At 58.6% G+C, this 24,459-nt stretch carries 21 protein-coding genes; 15 read left to right on the top strand and 6 right to left on the bottom strand.

Annotated features, from left to right (window positions below; translation table 11 throughout):
• Position 1: 1 nt before the first annotated feature.
• The 3 genes from AC1MEA_RS01520 to AC1MEA_RS01510 form a co-directional block, all read right to left on the bottom strand.
• The gene (locus tag AC1MEA_RS01520) at positions 2-1,321 is read right to left on the bottom strand and encodes an MFS transporter (protein ID WP_449632959.1); all 1,320 of its coding nucleotides are present in this window, start codon (positions 1,319-1,321) and stop codon (positions 2-4) included.
• A 104-nt stretch (positions 1,322-1,425) separates the two neighbouring features.
• Complete coding sequence (locus AC1MEA_RS01515) at positions 1,426-2,673, bottom strand: HlyC/CorC family transporter (RefSeq protein ID WP_480916431.1); 1,248 nt, start codon at positions 2,671-2,673, stop codon at positions 1,426-1,428.
• A gap of 12 nt (positions 2,674-2,685) precedes the next feature.
• The gene (locus tag AC1MEA_RS01510; RefSeq protein WP_219061157.1) at positions 2,686-3,498 is read right to left on the bottom strand and encodes a cytochrome C assembly family protein; all 813 of its coding nucleotides are present in this window, start codon (positions 3,496-3,498) and stop codon (positions 2,686-2,688) included.
• Positions 3,499-3,732: 234 nt separating this feature from the next.
• Between AC1MEA_RS01510 and ffh the strand changes: the two genes are divergently transcribed.
• From ffh to AC1MEA_RS01455, 11 genes are all read left to right on the top strand, one after another.
• Positions 3,733-5,109 carry a signal recognition particle protein gene (ffh, locus tag AC1MEA_RS01505; RefSeq protein ID WP_219061158.1) on the top strand — a complete coding sequence of 459 codons (1,377 nt, stop codon included), beginning with the start codon at positions 3,733-3,735 and terminating at the stop codon, positions 5,107-5,109.
• Between the two features lie 250 nt (positions 5,110-5,359).
• Complete coding sequence (rpsP, locus tag AC1MEA_RS01500) at positions 5,360-5,611, top strand: 30S ribosomal protein S16 (protein ID WP_219061317.1); 252 nt, start codon at positions 5,360-5,362, stop codon at positions 5,609-5,611.
• Positions 5,612-5,616: 5 nt separating this feature from the next.
• The gene (gene rimM, locus AC1MEA_RS01495) at positions 5,617-6,153 is read left to right on the top strand and encodes a ribosome maturation factor RimM (protein ID WP_219061159.1); all 537 of its coding nucleotides are present in this window, start codon (positions 5,617-5,619) and stop codon (positions 6,151-6,153) included.
• A 5-nt stretch (positions 6,154-6,158) separates the two neighbouring features.
• A complete protein-coding gene (trmD, locus tag AC1MEA_RS01490) occupies positions 6,159-6,911 on the top strand; it encodes a tRNA (guanosine(37)-N1)-methyltransferase TrmD (RefSeq protein ID WP_219061160.1) in 753 nt (250 codons plus the stop codon).
• A 43-nt stretch (positions 6,912-6,954) separates the two neighbouring features.
• Positions 6,955-7,305 (top strand): 50S ribosomal protein L19, encoded by a 351-nt coding sequence (gene rplS / locus AC1MEA_RS01485; protein WP_219061161.1) that lies wholly within the window; start codon positions 6,955-6,957, stop codon positions 7,303-7,305.
• Positions 7,306-7,449: 144 nt separating this feature from the next.
• Positions 7,450-8,346, top strand: coding sequence for a site-specific tyrosine recombinase XerD (gene xerD / locus AC1MEA_RS01480; RefSeq protein ID WP_480916430.1), 897 nt, complete (start codon positions 7,450-7,452; stop codon positions 8,344-8,346).
• A gap of 168 nt (positions 8,347-8,514) precedes the next feature.
• Positions 8,515-9,255 carry a DsbC family protein gene (locus tag AC1MEA_RS01475; RefSeq protein ID WP_449632956.1) on the top strand — a complete coding sequence of 247 codons (741 nt, stop codon included), beginning with the start codon at positions 8,515-8,517 and terminating at the stop codon, positions 9,253-9,255.
• A gap of 139 nt (positions 9,256-9,394) precedes the next feature.
• Positions 9,395-10,699, top strand: a complete 1,305-nt coding sequence (locus AC1MEA_RS01470; RefSeq protein ID WP_449632955.1) for a homoserine dehydrogenase — start codon at positions 9,395-9,397, stop codon at positions 10,697-10,699.
• A 46-nt stretch (positions 10,700-10,745) separates the two neighbouring features.
• Positions 10,746-12,170: a threonine synthase gene (thrC, locus tag AC1MEA_RS01465; protein ID WP_219061165.1), complete on the top strand. Its 1,425-nt coding sequence runs from the start codon at positions 10,746-10,748 to the stop codon at positions 12,168-12,170.
• A 128-nt stretch (positions 12,171-12,298) separates the two neighbouring features.
• The gene (locus AC1MEA_RS01460; protein ID WP_480916429.1) at positions 12,299-15,883 is read left to right on the top strand and encodes a transporter substrate-binding domain-containing protein; all 3,585 of its coding nucleotides are present in this window, start codon (positions 12,299-12,301) and stop codon (positions 15,881-15,883) included.
• 86 nt (positions 15,884-15,969) lie between these two features.
• Complete coding sequence (locus AC1MEA_RS01455; RefSeq protein WP_480918085.1) at positions 15,970-17,229, top strand: EAL domain-containing response regulator; 1,260 nt, start codon at positions 15,970-15,972, stop codon at positions 17,227-17,229.
• Here the strand turns inward: AC1MEA_RS01455 and AC1MEA_RS01450 are convergent.
• Positions 17,194-17,856: a response regulator gene (locus AC1MEA_RS01450; RefSeq protein WP_480916428.1), complete on the bottom strand. Its 663-nt coding sequence runs from the start codon at positions 17,854-17,856 to the stop codon at positions 17,194-17,196. The genes AC1MEA_RS01455 and AC1MEA_RS01450 overlap by 36 nt on opposite strands.
• 267 nt (positions 17,857-18,123) lie before the next feature.
• Here AC1MEA_RS01450 and AC1MEA_RS01445 point away from each other — a divergent pair, with 267 nt between their 5' ends.
• Positions 18,124-18,417, top strand: a complete 294-nt coding sequence (locus AC1MEA_RS01445) for a DUF3509 domain-containing protein (RefSeq protein ID WP_219061167.1) — start codon at positions 18,124-18,126, stop codon at positions 18,415-18,417.
• A 185-nt stretch (positions 18,418-18,602) separates the two neighbouring features.
• On the opposite strand, the gene AC1MEA_RS01440 is transcribed toward AC1MEA_RS01445, so the two are convergent.
• The gene (locus AC1MEA_RS01440) at positions 18,603-19,439 is read right to left on the bottom strand and encodes a TIGR02285 family protein (protein WP_480918084.1); all 837 of its coding nucleotides are present in this window, start codon (positions 19,437-19,439) and stop codon (positions 18,603-18,605) included.
• 90 nt (positions 19,440-19,529) lie between these two features.
• Positions 19,530-20,729: a CaiB/BaiF CoA transferase family protein gene (locus tag AC1MEA_RS01435; protein ID WP_219061168.1), complete on the bottom strand. Its 1,200-nt coding sequence runs from the start codon at positions 20,727-20,729 to the stop codon at positions 19,530-19,532.
• A 190-nt stretch (positions 20,730-20,919) separates the two neighbouring features.
• On the opposite strand from AC1MEA_RS01435, the gene AC1MEA_RS01430 reads away from it, so the two are divergent.
• The 3 genes from AC1MEA_RS01430 to AC1MEA_RS01420 all read left to right on the top strand — a co-directional run bounded on the left by AC1MEA_RS01430 (position 20,920) and on the right by AC1MEA_RS01420 (position 24,457).
• A complete protein-coding gene (locus AC1MEA_RS01430; RefSeq protein ID WP_219061169.1) occupies positions 20,920-21,462 on the top strand; it encodes a YaeQ family protein in 543 nt (180 codons plus the stop codon).
• Positions 21,463-21,522: 60 nt separating this feature from the next.
• Positions 21,523-23,238 (top strand): single-stranded-DNA-specific exonuclease RecJ, encoded by a 1,716-nt coding sequence (gene recJ, locus AC1MEA_RS01425; RefSeq protein WP_449632952.1) that lies wholly within the window; start codon positions 21,523-21,525, stop codon positions 23,236-23,238.
• A 112-nt stretch (positions 23,239-23,350) separates the two neighbouring features.
• The gene (locus AC1MEA_RS01420) at positions 23,351-24,457 is read left to right on the top strand and encodes an NADH:flavin oxidoreductase/NADH oxidase (protein WP_480916427.1); all 1,107 of its coding nucleotides are present in this window, start codon (positions 23,351-23,353) and stop codon (positions 24,455-24,457) included.
• Positions 24,458-24,459 lie beyond the last annotated feature (2 nt).

Below are 24,459 nucleotides of genomic sequence, written 5' to 3'. Positions count from 1 at the left end.
GTCAGGCAATTCGGTCCAGATCGTTTTCCCGCGTCTCTTTCAGGCACAGCACAGCGATCAAGCTGAGCAAGGCTGCTGCCGACACATACCCGCCGACCCAGCTCAAGCCGCCCATCGCCACCAGTTTCTGGGCGAAGAAGGGCGCCACTGACGCCCCCACGATACCGCCCAGGTTGTACGCCGCAGAGGCGCCGGTATAACGCACGCGCGTCGGAAACAGCTCGGGTAGCAGGGCGCCCATCGGCGCGAAGGTCACGCCCATCAAGAACAACTCGATGCACAGGAACAGCGCAACGGCCCACGTAGTGCCGTAAGTCAGCAAGGGTTCCATGGTGAAGCCGGACAGGATCGCCAGCACACCGCCAATGATCAGCACCGGTTTGCGCCCGAAACGGTCGCTGGCCCAGGCCGCCAATGGTGTGGCTGCTGCCATGAACAGCACGGCGAAGCACAGCAGTCCGAGGAATGTTTCGCGGCTGTAGCCGAGCGTCGTTACGCCATAGCTCAGGGAGAACACGGTCGAGATGTAGAACAGTGCGTAGCAGACCACCATCGACGCCGCGCCCAGCAGCATCGGACGCCAGTATTGGCTGAGCAGCTCGACCAATGGCATCTTGACCCGTTCATGCCGTGCGATGGCCTTGGCGAACACCGGCGTTTCTTCAAGCTTGAGTCGGACGTACAGGCCAACCATCACCAGTAGCGCGCTGAGCAAAAACGGAATGCGCCAGCCCCAGGAGCGGAACTGTTCGTCGTTCAACGTCATGGCCAGGGTCAGGAACAAGCCGTTGGCCGCCAGGAACCCGATCGATGGGCCCAACTGCGGGAACATGCCAAACCAGGCGCGCTTGCCCTTGGGTGCGTTTTCGGTAGCGAGCAATGCCGCTCCGCCCCATTCGCCGCCTAGCCCCAGTCCTTGGCCGAAGCGCAGCACGCACAACAGAATCGGGGCCCAGGCGCCAATCGTCGCATAGCCTGGCAGCACGCCGATCAGGGTGGTGCAGATGCCCATCAGCAAGAGCGAGGCCACCAATGTCGATTTGCGGCCGACGCGGTCGCCAAAATGGCCGAACAAAGCCGAGCCCAGCGGCCGCGCAAGAAAGGCGATGCCGAAGGTCAGGAACGCCGACATCATTTGTGCGGTGCCTGACGTCTGTGGGAAGAATACCGGGCCGATGACCAGAGCGGCCGCCGTGGCGTACACGTAAAAATCGTAGAACTCGATGGCGGTGCCAATGAAGCTGGCAACGGCCACGCGCCGGGCTGAGTTGGCCGGTTTGGTCACTACGGCGTCGTTGTCGACAGTGGTGCTATTGGTCATCCGAATGTCCCTGTTGGATTTTTGTTTTTATGATGTCGCCGAGGTCCAGCGAGTGGCGCTTGTTTCGGCCTGGGCGGCGAGCAGCCGGCACGACCGGCAAGCGCTTAAGCGACGGCGCGGGTGCTGCTGTTCTGCCACATCAGGACTCGGGTGACCCGATTGTCTTCGGTTTCGAGAATTTCCAGGCGGTACGGACCGATCTTCAGGCACACCGAGCTGTCTGGAATGGTTTCCAGTGCTTCGGTGACCAGGCCATTGAGGGTTTTCGGGCCATCGGAAGGCAGGTGCCAGCCGAGACTTTTATTCAATTCGCGAATAGACGCAGTGCCATCAATCACCAGGCGGCCGTCGGCTTGCGGGTGGATATGCGGATTGTCGAAGCTTTGTTCGTTTTCAAACTCACCGACGATTTCTTCGAGGATGTCTTCCAGGCTGACAATGCCAAGCACTTCGCCGTACTCGTCGACGACCACGCCCAAGCGGCGCTGTTGCTTGTGAAAATTCAGCAGTTGCAGTTGCAACGGGGTGCTTTCGGGGACGAAATAGGGTTCGTAGCAGGCCGCTATCAAGTCGTCCTTGGTCAGCTGCGCCCGCGGCAGCAAATGGCTGATCTGGCGTGTATTGACGACGCCTTCTACCTGGTTGATATCGTTGTGATACACCGGCAGCCGCGTGTGGCGGGAGATGATCAGTTGTTCGATGATGCGCTGGATCGGGTCATCCAGATTGATGCCGTCGACTTCGCTACGCGGCACCAGAATGTCGTTCACGGTAATGCTGTCCAGCGCGTGAATGCCCGATAGCATATGCGAACGGCCAGGCCGTTGATCCTGCTCGCTGTCATGGAGCAAGACTGCCAGCGGTACGTCGGTATCTTTTTTACGGGCTTTCGGCTTGGCGGCAATGCCGAACGGTCGCAGCAGCGTGCAGGCGATGGCGGAGAACAGCCAGGCCAAGGGAAAGAGCAGCGTCATGGGCAGGCGCAGGAGGCTGTTGCCCAGGATCAAAATGGCTTCAGGGTAACGTGCAGCCAGGGTGCGGGGGATGAACTCGGCAAAAATCAACAACGCACTGCTGACGCCTATCCATGCCAGCGTCGGGCCGTTGTTGTTCCAGAAGTGCAGCGCCAGCAGCATGCTGATGATGGTGATCAGCACTTTGATCAGGGTGTTGCTCAGGATCAGGCTGCCCAGCTCAAACGCCAGCTTTGGCGTGGCGGTGTCAGTGGCGCGGCCGTTCGGACGCGCAGCCTTGAGGTACTGGTGTGCGGCGTCGACCGCAGTGAGCAGGCCGGACCAAAGAATCAGCAGGGCCAATACACCAAACATCGGGCCGATGGGCAGGTTATCCATGATCAGCGCCCGTCAGATGTGCAGAATGAATTCGCGTACCAGCTTGCTGCCGAAATACGCCAGCATCAGCAGGCAGAAACCGCCCAGAGTCCAGCGAATTGCCTTGTGCCCACGCCAGCCGAGACGGTTACGCCCCCACAGCAGCACGCTGAAAACCACCCAGGCCAGGCAGGCGAGGAGTGTTTTGTGCACCAAATGCTGGGCGAACAGGTTTTCGACAAACAACCAGCCCGAGATCAGTGACAGCGAGAGCAGGCCCCATCCGGCCCAGAGAAAACCGAACAGCAGGCTTTCCATGGTTTGCAGTGGCGGGAAGTTCTTGATCAGTCCAGACGGGCGTTTGTGCTTGAGCTGGTGATCTTGCACCAGTACCAGCAAGGCCTGAAACACCGCGATGGTGAACATGCCGTATGCCAGGATCGACAGCAGGATGTGGGCCAGAATGCCCGGCGCTTCATCGATGGGCTGTACCGTGCCGGTAGGCGCGAACTGTGCAAGCAGTACCGTCGCCAGCCCGAGGGGGAGCAGCAGCACCAGCAGATTCTCCACCGGTATTCGCGCACAGGCGAGCATGGTCAGGGCAATGACCGCGACTGCAATCAGGCTCGCGGCACTGAAAAAGTCCAGGCCCAGGCCAACGGGTGTAATCAGCTGGGTGTAAAGACTGAGCCCGTGAGCGATTACAGCGAAGCCGCCGAGCAGGCAAAGTAGACGTTTATCCACCTTTGCACCTTGGCGCAGGCGGATGCTTTGATAAAGGGTCGCAGCGGCATACAAGCAGGCGGCGGCGAGACTGGGAAGCAAGCTGGGTGACAAGGGAAGCATAAATCCTGTTAGGCAAGCCCGAAAGGCGCTGAGTTTGGCATAGAACCGACATTTCACGAAAGACTACAGAAGCAGACTCGATGGTGTCCGTCCAGCAGAGTCTTCGCTATAATCCGTCACCTGCTCAAGTCGCAGGCTCGTCGAACACTATTTTTAGCCGTTGTTTTCAACAGCGGGCCACCACGAGCCGGACCGCACCAACCGGGGTTCAACTAGAGCCTGAAAGGATCGCGCATGTTTGAAAACCTTACAGACCGCCTCTCGCAGACGCTACGCCATGTTACCGGCAAGGCGAAGCTGACCGAGGACAACATCAAAGATACCCTGCGTGAAGTGCGCATGGCTTTGCTTGAAGCCGACGTTGCATTGCCGGTGGTTAAAGACTTCGTCAATAAGGTCAAGGACCGCGCTGTCGGTACCGAGGTGTCGCGCAGCCTGACGCCGGGCCAGGCGTTCGTGAAGATCGTCCAGGCCGAGCTCGAAGAGTTGATGGGGGCGGCCAACGAAGATCTGGTCCTCAACGTCACGCCACCGGCCGTCGTCTTGATGGCGGGCTTGCAGGGCGCGGGTAAAACCACCACCGCCGGCAAGCTGGCGCGCTTTCTAAAAGAACGCAGAAAGAAAAGCGTGATGGTGGTCTCGGTGGACGTTTATCGTCCTGCGGCCATCAAGCAGCTGGAAACCCTGGCCAACGACATCGGCGTGACGTTCTTTCCGTCCGATATCAGCCAGAAGCCGGTAGAGATTGCGCTGGCGGCCATTAAAGAGGCCACGCTCAAATTCATCGACGTGGTGATCGTCGATACCGCCGGTCGCTTGCACATCGATGTCGAGATGATGGGCGAGATCCAGGCGTTGCATGCTGCAACCAAACCGGCTGAGACGCTGTTCGTGGTTGACGCCATGACGGGCCAGGATGCTGCCAACACCGCCAAGGCCTTTGGCGATGCGTTGCCATTGACCGGTGTGATCCTCACCAAAGTCGACGGTGATGCTCGTGGCGGTGCGGCGCTGTCGGTGCGTGCGATCACCGGCAAACCGATCAAGTTCATCGGTATGGGCGAGAAAAGCGACGCCCTCGAACCGTTTCACCCGGACCGGATCGCCTCGCGCATCCTTGGTATGGGCGATGTGCTCAGCCTGATCGAGCAGGCCGAACAGACTCTCGACAAAGACAAAGCCGATAAACTGGCGAAAAAACTGAAGAAGGGCAAAGGCTTCGACCTCGAAGACTTTCGCGATCAGTTGCAACAAATGAAAAGCATGGGCGGCCTCGGCGGGCTCATGGACAAGCTGCCGAACATTGGTGGGGTGAATCTGGCGCAGATGGGCAATGCTCAGAGCGCCGCTGAAAAGCAGTTCAAGCAGATGGAAGCCATCATCAACTCGATGACCCCGGCCGAGCGCCGTGACCCGGACCTGATCAGCGGCTCGCGCAAGCGCCGGATCTCCATGGGTTCAGGTACTCAGGTGCAGGATATCGGGCGTCTGATCAAGCAGCACAAGCAGATGCAGAAGATGATGAAGAAATTCTCCGCCAAAGGCGGTATGGCAAAAATGATGCGCGGCATGGGCGGAATGTTGCCCGGCGGCGGCATGCCGAAGATGTGATTGCGTCGCGCGGGAGACTCTTTTCGCGCATCCCCACACGGAGGGTGACCTCCAGTAACCCTGCTTTTTGCAGGGTTGATAAGCCGCTGTTCGCAGCGGCTCCATAGCAGATCTGGATGGCATGCCGATAGGCGCCGGAAAAAGACATTTGCAAATGTCCGGATATTCCTTAGAATATGCGGCCTTTCGGGCACCTATGCCCGCTGTGCATCTTAAGATTTGCAGCACCGACTACAGGAACGATGTCCACATGCTAACCATCCGTCTCGCCCTTGGCGGCTCCAAAAAGCGCCCGTTTTACCACCTCACCGTGACCGACAGCCGCAACCCGCGCGACGGTTCACACAAAGAACAAGTTGGTTTCTTCAACCCGGTTGCCCGTGGTCAAGAAGTCCGTTTGTCCGTGAACGAAGAACGCGTGACTTACTGGTTGAGCGTTGGTGCACAACCTTCTGAGCGTGTTGCTCAGTTGTTGAAGGAAAATGCTAAGGCTGCGGCCTGAGCAATATGAACGCGACGCCTGCAGTAGCCGAAGATTTGATCGTTATCGGCAAGATTTATTCTATTCATGGCGTTCGCGGCGAAGTGAAGGTGTATTCCTTTACTGATCCGATTGGAAACCTGTTGGATTACAAAACCTGGACGCTTCGGCGCGAAGGCGATGTGCGACAGGTAGAGCTGGTCAGCGGACGCTTGCAAAACAAGTTCCTGGTCGTAAAGCTCAAAGGTCTCGATGACCGTGAGGAAGCTCGTCTTCTGTCCGGTTTTGAGGTCTGCGTGCCGCGCAACCTGTTCCCTGATCTGACCGACGGCGAGTACTACTGGTACCAGCTGGAAGGTCTTAAGGTCATCGACCACCTTGGGCAATTGCTCGGGAAAATCGATCACCTTCTGGAAACTGGCTCGAACGATGTAATGGTGGTCAAGCCTTGTGCAGGCAGTCTGGATGATCGCGAACGCTTGTTGCCCTATACAGAGCAATGCGTGTTGGCAGTCGACCTGGGTGCTGGCGAGATGAAGGTGGATTGGGATGCGGACTTCTAAGCGACATGGCTAGCCTACGCGTAGAAGTGATCAGTCTGTTCCCCGAGATGTTTTCCGCCATCAGCGACTACGGCATTACCAGCCGTGCGGTGAAACAAGGGCTTTTACAGCTGACTTGTTGGAATCCGCGGGACTACACCACAGATCGACATCACACTGTGGATGATCGCCCATTTGGCGGTGGTCCGGGCATGGTGATGAAGATCAAGCCCCTTGAAGACGCTTTGGTTCAGGCCAGGCAGGCAGCAGGGGATGCGGCGAAGGTTATTTACCTGTCGCCACAAGGCCGCCAACTGACTCAGTCGGCGGTACGCGAACTGGCGCAAGGGGAAGCATTTATCCTCATCGCAGGTCGTTATGAAGGCATTGACGAGCGTTTCATTGAAGCTCATGTCGATGAAGAGTGGTCGATTGGTGACTATGTACTTTCCGGTGGCGAGCTGCCGGCGATGGTCCTGATAGACGCGGTTACGCGGCTGCTGCCTGGAGCTTTAGGGCATGCGGACTCCGCGGAGGAAGATTCCTTCACGGATGGTCTGCTGGATTGCCCGCATTACACCCGACCGGAGGTGTATGCGGATCAGCGTGTTCCCGACGTGTTGCTAAGTGGCAATCACGCGCACATCCGGCGTTGGCGTTTACAGCAGTCCCTTGGGCGGACCTATGAACGACGCGCCGATCTTCTGGAAAGCCGCTCGCTTTCTGGAGAAGAGAAGAAGCTGCTGGCGGAGTATCTCCGCGAGCGGGACGATAGTTAACGTATCGATGGTAGATCCTGATGATCTACCTTAGGAGCACAGCATGACTAACAAAATCATTCTGCAACTCGAAGCTGAGCAGATGACTAAAGAGATCCCTCCCTTTGCCCCGGGCGACACTATTGTCGTTCAGGTGAAAGTGAAGGAAGGCGACCGTTCGCGTCTGCAAGCGTTCGAAGGCGTTGTGATTGCCAAGCGTAACCGTGGTGTGAACAGTGCTTTCACTGTTCGTAAAATCTCCAACGGTGTTGGCGTAGAGCGTACTTTCCAGACTTACAGCCCGCAAATCGACAGCATGGCTGTGAAACGTCGCGGTGACGTTCGCAAAGCCAAACTGTACTACCTGCGTGACCTGTCCGGTAAAGCAGCTCGCATCAAAGAAAAACTGTCTTAAGTTCAGTCTTTCCGATGCAAAAAAAAGCAGCCTAAGGGCTGCTTTTTTGTTGCCCGGTTTTTAATCTCTTTCAGGCAATGCTCGCCGCGCCATGACCCGGTGTGGAACACTGTCACCGCCTTTATTGCAGAAGTCCCGAATAACATGCCCGCTATCGACCACCCGCTGATTGACCGTTTTCTCGACGCGTTATGGCTGGAGAAAGGCCTGTCGGATAACACCCGCGAGGCCTATCGCAGTGATCTGGCTTTGTTCAATGGCTGGTTGCAGGAGCAAGGCGTTGAATTGAGTAGCGCGGGTCGAGAGCTGATTCTCGATCACCTGGCCTGGCGCCTGGACAAAGCGTACAAGCCCCGTTCGACGGCGCGCTTTCTGTCCGGCCTGCGTGGGTTTTATCGGTTTTTGCTGCGGGAAAAACTGATCCAGGTTGACCCGACCCTGCAAGTGGACATGCCGCAACTGGGCAGGCCCTTACCCAAGTCATTGTCCGAAGCCGACGTCGAAGCGCTGTTGGCCGCGCCGGATCTTGGCGAGGCCATTGGTCAGCGTGACCGGGCGATGCTTGAGGTGCTGTACGCCTGCGGCTTGCGCGTCACTGAACTGATCAGTTTGACCCTTGAACAAGTCAACTTGCGGCAGGGCGTCGTGCGGGTCATGGGCAAGGGCAGCAAGGAACGACTGGTGCCCATGGGGGAGGAGGCGATTGTCTGGATCGAACGCTACCTGCGTGATGCCCGGTGGGAGCTGCTGAACGGACGGCCCAGTGACGTGCTGTTCCCGAGTCTGCGCGGTGAGCAGATGACTCGTCAGACGTTCTGGCATCGCATCAAGCACCAGGCCAAGGTCGCCGGAATCGGCAAGTCCCTTTCGCCGCATACCTTGCGCCACGCTTTCGCTACCCACCTGCTCAACCACGGTGCTGACCTGCGTGTGGTGCAGATGCTGTTGGGGCACAGTGATTTGTCCACGACGCAGATATACACTCATGTAGCGCGCGCAAGATTGCAGGAAATACATGCAAAACATCACCCTCGTGGCTGATGTTGCAGGCCTGCCCGAGAGGTGTCCTGCGTCACTCTCAGTCGGCCTGACAGCCCTTATGTGATAGGCTTTGCCGGTTTCGAAAATTGGGCAGCACTAAAACGCCTTCGGTCCTCCATGACCGCCGTTTTCAGCAGCGCCCATCTGTCCACCGTTCAAGGAGTCTCCATGCGCGTGACCCGGATTTTCGCCGCCGCAGTTATTGCGCTGGCCAGTACGCTCAGTATGTTCGCTCAGGCGGATGATGCCGCCGATAAAGCCATCCGCAAGGCCCTTGAAACGCTGCAGCTCGAGCTGCCAGTCGACAGTATTGCCAGCAGCCCGCTGAGCGGTTTGTACGAAGTCAAACTCAAGGGTGGTCGTGTGCTGTATGCCAGCGCTGACGGCCAGTTCGTGATGCAGGGTTATCTGTTCCAGATCAAGGACGGTAAACCGGTCAACCTGACCGAGAAGACCGAACGCCTGGCTATCTCGAAAACCATCAACGGCATTCCTGCCGGTGACATGGTGGTCTACCCGGCCATCGGCGAAACCAAATCGCACATCACCGTGTTCACGGATACCACGTGCCCGTATTGCCACAAGCTGCACGCTGAAGTCCCCGAGCTGAACCGTCTGGGGATTGAAGTGCGCTACGTTGCCTTCCCGCGTCAGGGCCTGGGCTCGCCGGGCGATGAGCAACTGCAGGCGGTCTGGTGCTCCAAGGACCGCAAAGGCGCCATGGACCGCATGGTCACCGGCAAGAATATCGAAGCACCGAAATGCGCCAATCCCGTGTCGAAGCAATTTGCCATAGGCCAATCGATTGGTGTCAATGGCACGCCAGCCATCGTGCTGGCGGACGGCCAGGTGATTCCGGGCTATCAGCCGGCCAAGCAAGTGGCCAAGCTGGCATTGGGCACCCAATAATCCTGCTTCGCCAGGGTTAGCTTTTGACGATCATGGAGCCGCGGGTTTACCGTCGCTTTATTAAATAGCGAGCCACCTCATGGCAGGTGGCTGTTTTCCACGGCCGGCCTCGCGTCGGCCGTTTTATGGGGACTTCATAGTGAAACCGGTCAAAGTAGGCATCTGTGGGCTGGGTACTGTCGGTGGCGGTACCTTCAACGTACTTCAGCGTAACGCCGAGGAGATTTCCCGCCGCGCCGGCCGTGAAATCGAAGTAGCGCAAATTGCCATGCGTACGCCAAATCCCCTCTGCCAGATTACCGGTACCCCCATTACCCACGACGTCTTTGCCGTCGCGACCAACCCTGAAATCGATATTGTCATCGAACTGATTGGCGGCTACACCATTGCGCGTGATCTGGTCCTGCTGGCCATCGAGAACGGCAAGCATGTCGTCACTGCCAACAAGGCACTGATCGCCGTGCACGGTAATGAAATCTTCGCCAAAGCCCGCGAGAAGGGCGTGATCGTTGCGTTCGAAGCCGCTGTTGCTGGTGGCATTCCAGTGATCAAGGCGATCCGTGAAGGCTTGTCAGCCAACCGCATCAACTGGGTCGCCGGGATCATCAACGGCACCGGCAACTTCATCCTCACCGAAATGCGCGAAAAGGGCCGCACCTTTGCTGACGTGCTGGCCGAAGCCCAGGCTCTGGGTTACGCCGAAGCCGATCCGACTTTCGACGTCGAAGGTATCGACGCCGCGCATAAGCTGACCATTCTGGCGTCGATTGCCTTTGGCATTCCGCTGCAGTTCGACAAGGCCTACACCGAAGGCATCACCAAGCTGACCACCGCCGACGTGAACTACGCCGAAGCGTTGGGCTACCGCATCAAACACCTGGGCGTGGCACGTCGCACGGCTGCGGGCATCGAGCTGCGGGTTCACCCGACCTTGATCCCGTCTGACCGCCTGATCGCCAACGTCAATGGCGTGATGAACGCGGTGATGGTCAATGGTGATGCCGCGGGTTCGACCCTGTTCTACGGCGCGGGTGCAGGCATGGAGCCTACCGCTTCCTCAGTGGTTGCCGATCTGGTCGACGTGGTTCGCGCCATGACCTCGGATCCAGAGAACCGTGTACCGCACCTGGCCTTCCAGCCAGACTCGTTGTCCGATCACCCGATTCTGCCGATCGAAGCCTGCGAAAGTGCTTACTACCTGCGGATTCAGGCCAAGGATCACCCGGGCGTTTTGGCGCAGGTGGCGAGCATTCTGTCCGAGCGCGGGATCAACATCGAATCGATCATGCAGAAAGAAGTCGAAGAACACGACGGTCTGGTGCCAATGATTCTGCTGACCCACAGCGTGCTCGAACAGCGTATGAACGACGCGATCACAGCCCTTGAAGCCTTGCAGGATGTGGTTGGCAGCGTGGTGCGTATTCGTGTTGAACAGCTGAACTAACCGCGGCTATCGAATCAAGCAGCTCTTGTTTTAGAGAGGAACAATCATGCGTTACATCAGTACCCGCGGCCAAGCGCCAGCCCTGAATTTCGAAGACGTGCTGCTCGCAGGCCTTGCCAGTGATGGCGGCCTGTATGTGCCGGAAAACCTGCCGCGCTTTACCCAGGAAGAAATCGCCTCCTGGGCGGGTCTGCCGTATCACGAGCTGGCGTTTCGGGTCATGCGCCCCTTCGTCACCGGCAGCATCCCGGACGCCGATTTCAAAAAGATTCTGGAAGAAACCTATTCGTCAGGAGAGGGGGGCGTCTTCGCCCACAGCGGTATTGCCCCGCTGCGCCCGTTGAATGGCAATGAGTGGGTGCTTGAGTTGTTCCATGGTCCGACCCTGGCCTTCAAGGACTTCGCCCTGCAACTGCTCGGGCGTCTGCTCGATTATGTGTTGGCCAAGCGTGGCGAGCGCGTAGTGATTCTGGGCGCGACCTCCGGTGATACCGGCTCGGCTGCCATTGAAGGTTGCCGTCGTTGCGACAACGTCGACATCTTCATCCTGCATCCGAACAATCGTGTCTCGGAAGTTCAGCGTCGGCAGATGACTACCATCTTCGGCGAGAACATCCACAACATCGCCGTCGAAGGTAACTTCGATGACTGCCAGGAGATGGTCAAAGACAGCTTCGCCGATCAGGACTTCCTCAAGGGCACGCGTCTGGTTGCGGTCAACTCGATCAACTGGGCACGGATCATGGCCCAGATCGTGTACTACTTTCATGCGGCCCTGCAGCTCGGTGGGCCGGCACGTTCGGTGGCGTTCTCGGTTCCAACCGGTAACTTCGGCGATATTTTCGCCGGTTACCTGGCACGCAACATGGGCTTGCCGATCAGCCAGTTGATCGTCGCCACCAACCGCAATGACATCCTGCACCGCTTCATGAGTGGCAATCAGTACTCCAAGGAAACCCTGCACGCGACCTTGTCGCCGTCCATGGACATCATGGTGTCGTCGAACTTCGAGCGTTTGCTGTTCGATATGCACGGGCGCAATGGCGCAGCCATCGCTGGCTTGATGGACACCTTCAAGCAGACCGGTACGTTTAGCGTCGATGAAGACCGCTGGACCGAAACCCGCAAGCTGTTCGATTCCCTGGCAGTCAGCGACGAGCAGACCTGCGAAACCATCGCCGAAGTGTTCGCGCAGACGGGCGAAGTGCTTGATCCGCACACCGCCATTGGGGTCAAGGCTGCCCGCGATTGCCGTCGCAGTCTGGATACGCCGATGGTGATTCTGGGGACCGCGCATCCGGTCAAGTTCCCGGATGCAGTGGAGAAAGCCGGTGTAGGAAAAGCCCTTGAGCTGCCTGCGCATTTGGCTGATTTGTTTGAGCGAAAAGAGAAGTGCACCGTTCTGCCCAATGACCTTAAAGCCATACAGGCCTTTGTTAGCCAGCACGGTAATCGCGGCAAACCGCTCTGACGGTATCGTCGTGTAACAAGATCAGGCCCGCCATTTGGCGGGCTTTTTTGTTTTTGCGTGCCACACTCCGGGGGTTTTGGATCCCTACGGACGGGAAGACTGCGGTGAAGAAAATCAGCAGGCACGGTATGAGTGCCACAAACAAAAGCGTTCTGCACACAGCCCTGCTGTGGATGCTGTTATTCCTGAGTCAGGCCGCGCCCGCTGCGCAAAGTTTGCCTTTCAGTCTGGTGGCGCCCTTTGTGAGTCTGCCGCCGATCGTCCTGGGTCCTCAGGATCAGCAATGGCTCGATCAGCATCGCCCCCTTCGCGTGGGTATCTCGATTGCCGATTACGAGCCGATCGACATCACCAGTGATCGCAATCGCTATCAGGGCATTAGCGCCGACTACCTGAGCCTGATCGGCAGCACACTGTCGGTGCCCATGCAGGTAGTGGGTTTCGCTCGACGCGAAGAGGCCATTCTCGCCCTGCGTAACGGCACCATCGATATTCTTACCAGTGCCAATGGCTTCGAGCGAGGCGTGAAGGAACTGGCGTTCTCCGCCGATTACATGCCCGACCGCTCGGTGATCGTCGGACGCGGGAGTGACGTGACCCTGCCGTCTGGGCTGAAGGGCAAGAAAGTGGTGTTGCTTGATGGCTACGCCGATGCCCAGGTGGTCCATGCGGTTTATCCCGACAGCGAAATTATCCTGGCGCCTAATCTCTACAGTGCTCTTGAGGCCCTGAGCCAGGGCGAAGTCGATGCGTTTATCGGCAACGAAGTCATCGTGCGCTCCTACAGTGCCTTGCGCCCCTATCTGGGGTTGCAGATCAAATCCGAAAGCGCGCTGCCGCCGGTTGGGTTCTCGTTCGCCACTCGCAAAGAAGACGGAACCCTGCTCGCGATGATTGACCGTGCGCTCAAGAGCCTTGATCCGTCGGTCAGGCGTGAGGTCGTCGTGCGCTGGACCACGGGTCTGGGCTCGGACATTGCCCGACAACGCATCAAGTTGACGACCGCCGAGCAGGGCTGGGTCCGTAAACATCCTCATGTCACGGTGGCTTCTGGCCAACATCCGCCCTACCTGTACCAGGACAAGAACGGCCAATGGGTGGGCCTGAATGTGGACGTGCTGGCGCGTATTTCGCGCATGACCGGGCTGCAGTTCGCGCACAAAGAATCGTCTTCGACTGAAGAAACCCTACACTTGCTGCGCACCGGTCAGGCCGATATGAATACGACCTTGGGGGAGAACGCCGAACGCAAGAAGTTCCTCGACTTCACCTATTCGTATGGTGGCAATGCCTGGGTTTTCGTCGTGCGCAGCAAGGACCCGTCGCCGCTGACCCTGAATGATCTGTCGGGACGGGTTCTGGCGCTGCCAGCCAAACATGCGCTGGAAGACTTTATCCGGCGCAATCATCCAGACATCACGCTTCGATCGGTCAAGACTTACGAGCAAGCCCGTCAGTTGGTCGAAGACGGTCAGGCCGATGCGACCATCCAGAATGAGGCGGGTGCCTATCTGTTACCGCCGGGCGCGCTGAAAGTCGGTCGCAGCGTTGAGGGTCAATGGTCTCCTGATCGTTTCTCGGTGGTCGAGACTCAACCGGAACTGCTGAGCATCCTGAACAAGGCCCTTGAAGAATTTCCCGTAGGTGAATTACGGGCTATTCGCCTGAAGTGGCTGGGTGCGGTCACCCCTCAGCCCACGGTCTGGCAACGCATCCCGCCATGGGTTTACTGGACCCTTGCCGTCGCATTGATGCTGGGCCTGGTCTCACTGGTCTGGAGCAGTCGCCTGAAGGTGCAGATTCGCCAGCGGCTCAGGGCCGAGGAACAGCTCAGTGATCAGTTGGCCTTCAAGCATGCCTTGCTCGACGGTATCCCCAACCCGATTTATGTGCGGGACCTTGATGGCCGGTTGATTTCGTGCAACCGCAGTTATGAGGAAAGCTTCGGGATCAGTTTTGAACAGATGAGTGGCCGGCGCTTGATCGATGTGGATTTGATCCCTCGTCCGAGCGCGGAACAGATGCACGCCGATTACTTGAAACTGCTGGAAACCCGGCAACCGGTGTTCGCTGACCGGCAGATGGAGCTCTTTGGCCGGTTGATTGAGGCCTATCAGTGGACCGTGCCCTTTTACCGGGCCGATGGTCAGTTGCAGGGCTTGCTGGGTGGCTGGATCGACATCACCGAACGTAAGCAACTGGAAGCCCAGCTCAACCAGGCGCGGCAGGAGGCAGAGCAGGCCAACGTCGCCAAAAGCGCTTTCCTGGCAACCATGAGCCATGAAATCCGCACGCCGATGGGCGCCATCATCGGTCTGCTCGAGCTTGAGCGCGAACAGGCTTTACGTCAGGGCACGCTGCCGTCCGAGGGGCTAAACGTCGCATACCAGTCCGCCCAGGAGTTGATCGCGCTGATCGGCGACAGCCTGGACCTGGCCAAGATCGAATCCGGGAGTATGCAATTGACGCTCGCCGCAACCCCGTTGCGACCGTTCTTTGAAGGCATTTGCAAGCTGTTCGAGGCCAAAGCGTCGGAGAAGGGCCTTGAGCTGAGGCTGGAGTTCGCCGAGCCGGCCGAGGGTGACTACTGGCTTGATCCGATGCGTCTGCGTCAGGTGCTGCACAACCTGCTCGGCAACGCCTTGAAATTCACCCGCGAAGGCGGGGTGCTTATTCGTGTCAGCGCGATGGGTGCTGATCAGCACCGGCCTTGTTTGCGGATCAGCGTCAAGGACAGCGGTGTCGGCATCAGTGCGCAGCAGCAAAGCCTGTTGTTCCAACCGTTTTCTCAGGCCAGTGGCGATACCGCAGCCGAATATGGCGGCACCGGTCTGGGGTTGAGCATTTGCAGGCAACTGGTGGAATTGATGGGCGGCCAGATCAGCCTTGAGAGCGAGCAGGGGGTCGGAACACAGGTCACGGTTGAACTGGAGCTGGCCCGCGCCCAAGCGCCGAGCAAAGCCTCCAAGCCTCTTCAGTCGCGAGCTGTCAGCCGTTCGTTACAGTTGCTGATTGTCGATGATCTGTCGGCCAATCGCCTGGTACTGACTCAACAGCTTGAATTTCTCGGGCATGAAGTGGTGTCCACCCACAGTGCTGAGTCGGCCTTGACGCTCTGGCGTGAGGGCGACTTCGACGCGGTTATCACTGACTGCAATATGCCAGGCATGAGCGGTTATGCCCTGACCGAAAACATTCGGCTTATCGAAGCCAGGGAGCAACTGCGGCCTTGTCCGGTCATCGGTTGCACCGCCAACGCCATGAGTGATGAACGCCAGCGCTGTGAGCAGGCAGGCATGGACCGGCTGCTGGTCAAGCCCGTGCCGCTGGAGCAACTGGCGCAATTGCTCGCCGATATCGCGCCCGTACAATCGTTTGATATCCAGTCCTTGCGGCAAATGACCCGGGCCAACGATGAGCAGATGCAGCTATTGCTTCTGGAACTGTGGAAAAACCTGGAACAGGAATGGACCGTTTTGCAGCCTGCGGTGAGCGCGCAGGACTGGAAGGCGTTGAGCGCTTCGCTGCACCGTTTGAAGGGTGTCGCGTGCCTGATCGACGCAGTGCCATTGGCGAAGGCCTGTGCCAGCCTCGACGCTAGCGTGCGCGTGCAATCACGCGTAACGCTGGTCGAGGAGTGGCAGAAGCTGGACGACGCTATCGGGCAGTTGCGCGTCGACATTCAGCAGCACTTGCCGGTGCCGCCTGTTTAGGACTTGTCCTATGGGGTACAGATGCGGGGGCCTTTAAAGTACAGATCACTTTTGGCTAAAACTGCTCCGGCCCGCGAGGCATGACTGTGAACTCTCTTAACGTTCTGATCCTTGAAGACAATCCGTTTCAACTGATGGCGCTGCACCAGATGCTCAATGCCAATCAAGTCTTCAACGTCCTGGCGGCTGACAGCGTCGCAGCGGCGCAACAATCGTTGACCAATCGGGGCCGCGTCGATATCGCCATCTGCGATTTGCAGATGGACGGCCCGGACGGGCTCGAAATGATCCGGCATCTGGCCGAGACCCGGCAGGCCCGTGCGGTGATCATTCTCAGCAGCACCGACACCAGCGTGCTGGACGGCGCGGCACATCTGGCACGACAGCAGGGGCTCTGGGTGCTCGGCAGCCTGGCAAAGCCCGCGTCGGCAACGGCGCTGCGTAAACTGCTGGAGGTTTACAGCGAGGGCATCGAGCACGACACCGCGCCCTTGCCGTTGTTGCAGGTGTCAGAGTCATTGTCACTGGAAGCACTGTATCCGATAGCCCCCGGTCAACGCATCGACGATACCCGAGTGTCTGAACAGTGGATCGCCCACTACCAGCCCAAGGTCAGCCTGGAGGGGACATTACTGGGCGTTGAGGCGTTGGTCCGCTGGCAGCACCCACAGTTTGGCCTGTTGGCGCCGGGCCGGTTCATGGCCGCAGTGGAGCATGCGGGTCTGATTGCGCCGCTGACCTGGCGCATGCTGGAACTGGCGTTGAAATTGTCCTCCGAGGTGTTGCAGGCACGCGGGGAAGCGTTGCCCGTGGCGGTGAATATCGCGCCAGTGATGCTCGAACATGTGGATTTTGCCCAGCAAATTCTGGCACTGCTGGCGCGTTTCGGTCTGCCTCCAGAGGTGCTGACCCTGGAAGTCGTCGAGAGCTCGGTGCTGAACACGTCGACCTGGCAACTGGAAAGCTTGATGCGCTTGCGCCTGCAAGGGTGCAAATTATCCATCGACGACTTTGGCACGGGTGCCTCAAATATTGAGCGTTTGCTGCAATTGCCCTTCTCCGAGCTAAAGATTCCCTCCGAATTCGTGCGTGGCATGGCCGAAGACGGACGTAAGTCGGCGGTGGTCGCCGGTGCATTGATCATGGCGCGGCGGATGGCGATGAACGTGGTGGTCGAAGGCGTGGAAACCGCTGATGACTATCAAGCCTTGCAGGCGCTGGGCAAACCCGCAGTGCAGGGGTATTTCATTGCTCGCCCCATGAGCGAGACCGATCTGCTGAGCTGGATGGCGGAGCGTACGGGTTCGGCTTCAGGTCAGCCCGTGCTCTTGCAGATAAATGAATAAGGACGCGTCGTTGGCCAGGCCCAACTTGCGCATGGCGCTGACTTTTTGAGTGCTGACCGTTTTTTTGCTTCGGTTAATCTGCACAGCGATTTCCCCCACCGAGCGCCCGGCCGCCAGTAAACGCAGGACTTCCTGTTCTTTGGGGGAGAGCTGCTCGTGGGATACCAGGGCGTCAGAACCGTAATCGCCGGCTTCGAGCAGAGCCTGTTTTACCGAGTCCGCAATGTAGTGTTTGTTCTGCCGGATACTCAGGATTGCGGCAGGCAACTCGCCCGCCAGGCTGGCTTTGCTCAACAACGCATTGACCCCCAACGCAAGGATCGAGCTAAACAGTCCTGCGTTATTGAGCATGGTGACCACCACAATGGGCAATTGCGGATGATCGCGGCGAATCCGCTCCAGTAACCGCAGCCCGTCGTTCTGTTGGTCGACCGGCATCATGAAATCGGTCACAAGCACATCACACGCATAGCTTTTCAGCGCTTCATTGAGTTCCACCGGGCTGCCGGCCTCGGCGACTACCTGAGCGTCGCCGCCTTGTTCGAGCACAACCCGCAGCCCTATCAGGAAAATAGGGTGATCGTCCGCCAGGATGATGCGCAGTGTTCGATCAAAGGGCTTACTCAAGGTCAGGCTCCGTTTGCATGGGCAAGATGGGTTTGACCTGCCTTCAAGGTTATCGGCAGCTCTTCGTGCGTATTGATAGCGTATTGCAGGCTGATCTCTCCGTCGCGAGGCGGTGTACCCGGTTGTTTTTTATCTGTCATGTTCAGCAGGCATGCTCAAGGTTCCTGATTGCAGGCAATCCCCCGACTCACGGCGTACGAACTTTTTCCTCAAGCCGGGGGTCATTGATAAGCACCTTTGCATTCAAACTGTTGAGTGGTGATCTAGATGGAAAATATCAGCTTACTACTAAGCGAAGCCCTGACGCCGTACCAGGCAACGCTGGGCCCTGCGGGTGCTCAGGGTGAGCGTCTGGTGACCCTGAAAAACCCGGCGGGTGCGATTGTGATCGAGCGCACGCTGTGTGTAGCGCAGTTTTGCGACAAGCGCCAACTGACAGATGTGGTCGACGGTTTTCACCGAGACCTGTTAGTGGCCGAGGGGCGTATCGAGCCCTGCGTGATTGCGGCCATGCGCCACGCTCAAGCGCAGGCGTTTAGACCGGTTCTGGATTTTATTTGACTGATTGGGGAACCTTAGTCGTATTCAGGCCTCATATTAAGTACGGCAGGTTCAGGCATTGTGCTCCGGTGATTGTTGCCTGCCGTACTGGTCCCGAGGGACCACGGTTTGACCCCGAGTTAGTTACCCCGCTGCTCGGGGTTTCTTTTGTCTATAGTTTGGCAAACGTCTGTACTTCCGCAGGCTCAGGGCTTATCGAAAAACGCCTTGGCATCCTTCAGATATTCCACGCGGGACGACGGGTCGAGCCACTCTGCATAGAGATCGACAAGTGTGCTTTCGCGCAATACGCGCATTTCGCGGTTGATAATCTCTATGGCCTCTCGGCCTCGCTCGGTATTTGAACAACCGACATGGGCGAACTGATATTTGGCGGTGCCTTTGACCGGGTAAAACGTCAGTTCTTCAGGGTCGATGCTTTGATGCTGTGCCTGATAGCGGGCTTCTGGCCAGTAACTGATAAAGGCTTGCAAGCGGCCCAGGCGCTCCATCTGTAACAGGCTGCCGACCGCATCGTTGCCATAATGCTCGCTGACGTCAGCGCCTGACGCGCCATGAACAATTTGATCGATCACCGGGCCATAACTGCGTTCGGCCACCACCCCGAGCTTTATCGTCTGGCTCGCCAGTAACGCCACCAGATCGATCTGGCCGTTTTCGAGGAAGGGGCTGAAGCGGCTCGCGTCTTCCCGACGAATGACGATGCCGTTGCTGGCCACTGCATACGTAGGGATCGAGAAAATGATGGTTTTCGCTCGCTCTGGAGTCCAGAGCAGCGTCGGGTCGCAGGTGAGGGAGGGCTCATTAAGCATTTGCATGCCCCTGGCGCGATTGACCCGCAATAGCAGGTGGTCGAACTCAGGCATGCGGGCGATCAACAACGGCATCAGCCGATCAATCGAACCTTGGCCCTGCTGCGGGCCTGAAGCGATCGTCAAGGGCGGTAGATCGCGTAGCAACCAGATCAACGTGTCTTTTGCCATGCTGGTGCGCGGCACGCCAATGAGCGTTACCAGAACCAGCATGAGCGTCAGACAAGGTTTGGTGGCCTGTAGGGGGCGATAGACCATTCGCTGATTAATCCTCTGGAAGTGCCTGAATTATAGCGCCACTTAGATGGCGCCCTGTTCGCGCAAACGAACAATCTGGTCTGCGTCGTAACCCAGAGCCTTCAATAGCTCGGCATTATGGGCTCCCAGTTCGGGCCCGACCCAGTCTGCAGACCCCGGTGTTTCCGAGAGTTTGGGGACAATGCCAGGCATTTTGAACGATTTTCCATCGGGTAATTTGGCCTGGAGAAACATCTCCCGAGCGAGAAATTGCGGGTCACTGAACATGTCTTCAGCTGAATAAATACGGCTGGCAGGCACCTGGGCGTCGGTCAGCATGCTCAACAGTGTTTCCAGCGGCAGCGAGCCGACCCAGCGATCAATCACGCCGTACAGTTCATCACGGCGGCTGTCCCGCCCGTCATTGCTGGCCAGCGCGGGATCATTGGCCAGGTCCTCACGCCCGATGACCTGCATGAACCGTTTGAAGATCGCATCGCCATTGGCGCCGATCTGTATGTGCTTGCCATCGGCGCTGGTGTGAATCGAAGAGGGCGTAATGCCGGGCATGATGTTGCCGGTGCGCTCGCGGATAAACCCGAACACATCGAACTCCGGGACCATGCTTTCCATCATTGCGAAAATCGCTTCGTACAACGCCACATCCACCACTTGGCCCTGGCCGCCGTTGACTTCGCGGTGACGCAACGCCATCAGTGCCCCGATCACACCCCACAGTGCGGCAATCGAGTCACCGATGGAAATCCCGGTGCGCACCGGTGGCCGATCCTCGAAACCAGTGATGTAGCGTAATCCGCCCATGGATTCCCCGACCGCGCCGAACCCTGGCTGATCTTTCATCGGTCCCGTCTGGCCAAAGCCGGACAGGCGCACCATCACCAGTTTCGGGTTCAACGCGTGCAAGGTCTCCCATCCCAGGCCAAGCTTTTCCAGGACGCCGGGGCGAAAGTTTTCGATGAGGATGTCGGCCTCGCCCAGCAACTGCTTGAGGATGGCCAAACCCTCGGGATGCTTGAGGTTGAGCGTCAGCGACTTTTTATTGCGCGACTGAACAAACCACCACAGGGAAGTCCCCTCATACAGCTTGCGCCACTTGCGCAGGGGATCTCCGCCGTCCGGCGATTCGATTTTGATCACCTCGGCACCGAACTCGGCGCAGATGCGCGAGGCGAAAGGGCCGGCGATCAACGTTCCCAATTCAATGACTTTGAGACCGGCAAGGGGTTTGGCAGTGAGTGGCATGGGGCATCCTGTGGGCAGCGAATGGCCTTAGCCTATTCGATTCTGCCGACAGATTCTGCCCCGGCGGCACCTTGGTCTGGCATCAGGCGCTTATTTGTCCCGACCGCCGGGCAGATCAGGTCGGTTCGGTCGTTCAATGGGCCAGCATCGGTTAGACTTGGCGCCTTTCTCCGTATCTAGAAGCCCGTTCATGGCCCAGCCGTCCACGACCTACAAATTCGAACTCAATCTCACCGACCTCGACCGTAGCGTCTATGAAAGCGTCAAACAGACGATCGCCCGGCACCCCTCCGAAACTGAAGAGCGCATGACCGTGCGTTTGCTGGCTTACGCCTTCTGGTACAGCGAGCACCTGGCGTTTGGCCGTGGCTTGTCGGACGTGGACGAGCCCGCGCTCTGGGAAAAGAGCCTGGATGGTCGCGTGTTGCACTGGATCGAAGTGGGCCAGCCGGACGCTGATCGCATGACCTGGTGCTCGCGCCGTACCGAACGCACCAGTTTGTTGGCCTACGGCAGCTTGCGTGTCTGGGAAACCAAGGTCATCCCGGTCGCGAAAAACCTGAAAAACGTCAACATCGCCGCCGTGCCGCAAGACATTCTGGAAGTCCTGGCCAAGGACATGCCACGTGTTATCAAGTGGGACGTGATGATCAGCGAAGGAACGATCTTCGTGACCGACGACCGTGGTCAGCACGAAGTTCAGCTGCAATGGCTCACCGGCGAGCGCGGCTGATACGCCTCGCCACTGATTGCTCTGCCAGCTCGCCAATCAAAGAAATCCAGCGGAAACCGAATGCGCATTGAACCTCGCCTGTTGCCTGACACCTTGCCGTTTCTCGGCGACCTGCCGCCTTTGCTGACGCGACTGTATGCCGCGCGCGGGGTGCTGTCCGAGGTCGAGCTGGACAAAAGCCTGGCCCGCCTGATTCCTTATCAGCAGCTCAAGGGGATCGATGCGGCGGTGGACCTGTTGGTGACGGCGTTGAACGAGGGGCAGCGCATCCTGATCGTCGGCGACTTCGATGCGGACGGTGCGACCGCCAGCACGGTGGGCGTGCTGGGGTTGCGACTGCTCGGTGCGGCGCATGTCGATTATCTGGTGCCGAACCGTTTCGAATATGGCTACGGCCTGACCCCGGAAATTGTCGCCGTCGCCTTGCAGCGAGATCCGCAACTGCTGATCACCGTGGACAACGGTATTTCCAGCGTCGACGGCGTGGCGGCGGCCAAGGCGGCGGGCTTGCAGGTACTGGTCACCGACCACCACTTGCCCGGCCATGAACTGCCGGCAGCCGACGCCATCGTCAACCCGAATCAGCCCGGTTGTGAATTCCCCAGCAAGGCCCTGGCCGGCGTCGGGGTGATTTTCTACGTGTTGATGGCATTGCGCGCACGGTTGCGTGATACCGGTTGGTTCGAGGCCAACCAACGGGTGCAACCGAACCTCGGTGAGCTGCTCGACCTGGTTGCACTGGGCAGCGTCGCAGACGTGGTGCCGCTGGACGCCAACAATCGCATCCTGGTCCATCAAGGCCTGCTGCGCATCCGAGCAGGTCGGGCACGACCGGGGCTCAAGGCGATTCTCGATGTCGCGCGCCGTGAACCTGCACGCATTACCTCGACCGACCTCGGGTTTATCATCGGGCCACGTCTGAATGCTGCCGGTCGTCTGGATGACATGAGCCTGGGCATCGAATGCCTGCTGTGTGAAGACGAAACCCTGGCCCGTGAAATGGCGGTGCAACTCGATGAGTTGAACCAGGACCGCAAATCCATCGAGCAGGGCATGCAGCGTGAAGCACTGGCCCAGCTCAAGGACTTGCCACTGGAGTCGATGCCGTTCGGCTTGTGTCTGTTCGAGGCGGATTGGCACCAGGGGGTGATCGGGATTCTCGCGTCACGTCTGAAAGAGCGTTATCACCGGCCGACCATCGCCTTCGCCAGCGCCGGGGAGGGCGTACTCAAAGGTTCGGCGCGTTCAGTGCCGGGGTTTCATATCCGCGATGCGCTGGACGCTGTGGCGGCCAAACATCCAGAACTGATCAGCAAGTTTGGTGGGCATGCGATGGCCGCCGGCCTGTCGTTGCCTGAAGCAAACTTCCCGGCGTTCGCCGAAGCCTTTGACGCGGAAGTGCGTCGTCAATTGTGTGAAGACGATTTGACCGGGCGCTTGCTGTCAGATGGCACGCTGGCCGTCGAAGAGTTTCATCTGGAACTGGCCCGTGCGCTGCGCAACGCGGGTCCCTGGGGTCAGCATTTCCCTGAGCCGTTGTTCCATGGCGTGTTTCAGTTGGTGGAACAACGCATCGTTGGCGAGCGTCATCTGAAGATGGTGCTGAAAAGCGAATGCGGCTCGCTGAAACTCGATGGCATCGCCTTCAGCGTCGACCGCGAGATATGGCCGAACCCGACCATTCGCTGGGTCGAACTGGCGTACAAGCTGGACCTCAACGAGTTTCGTGGTAACGAAACCGTGCAGTTGATGGTGGCGCATATCGCGGCGCGTTGATTTGCTGCAGGAACCCTCATCTCTCTTGAGTTGTCGACTAGGCTCTAGGCATCGTTGTACAGAAACATGCCACACAGAATCTGGAACCCGATTGTCAATTTGAGAGGTCCCCATGAGCCTGCTGCTTGAACCCTTTACCCTGCGCCAACTGACCCTGCTCAATCGCATCGCGGTGTCGCCGATGTGTCAGTACTCCTGTGTCGATGGCCTGGCCAACGACTGGCATCTGGTTCATCTCGGTAGTCGCGCCGTCGGCGGTGCCGGGCTGGTGTTTACCGAGGCTACCGCCGTCACCCAGGACGGGCGAATCACTCCAGAAGATTTGGGGTTGTGGAACGACGAACAGATCGAACCTTTGCAGCGCATTACCCGTTTCATTACGGCTCAAGGTGCGGTTGCGGGTATCCAGCTGGCGCATGCCGGTCGGAAGGCCAGCACCTGGCGTCCCTGGTTGGGCAAGCAGGGCAGCGTGCCATTAAGTGAAGGTGGCTGGACGCCTGTCGGGCCTTCGCCTATCGCATTCGACCCCAAACACACGGCGCCTGCACAGCTGGATGAGCGCCAGATCCAGGACGTGATTCAGGCCTTCGTAGACGCGGCGCAGCGTGCGCTGACGGCGGGTTTCAAAGTGGTCGAGATTCACGCCGCTCACGGCTATCTGTTGCATCAATTCCTGTCGCCGTTGAGCAATCAGCGTCGCGATCAATATGGCGGCACGTTTGAAAATCGCATTCGCCTGACCCTGCAAGTCACCGAGGCCGTACGCGCCATTTGGCCCGAAGAGCTGCCATTGTTCGTACGTGTCTCTGCCACCGACTGGGTCGAAGACGGCTGGAATCCGGACGAAACCGTTGAGCTGGCGCGACGTTTGAAAAACATAGGCGTGGACTTGATCGACGTGTCGTCTGGCGGCACGTCTGCCAATGCGGAAATTCCGGTCGGCCCTGGTTACCAGACACGCTTCGCCGAGCGGGTGCGCAAGGAGTCGGGCATTGCTACCGGCACAGTCGGCATGATCACAGAACCGGCCCAGGCCGAGCACATCCTGCGAACCGGGCAAGCTGACTTGATCCTGCTCGCCCGCGAACTGCTGCGTGATCCGTACTGGCCCCTGCACGCTGACGATGACCTGGGCGGACGCAAAGCCACCTGGCCCGCGCAATATCAACGCGCCACCCACCGTGATCAACCGATCCATGAGTCCGATTTGCGCGAGTGAGG

It is taken from the genome of Pseudomonas sp. ASL8 (assembly GCF_056680355.1).
Note: the sequence above shows the minus strand (reverse complement) of the source record. Positions and strands in the feature narration are given on the sequence as shown.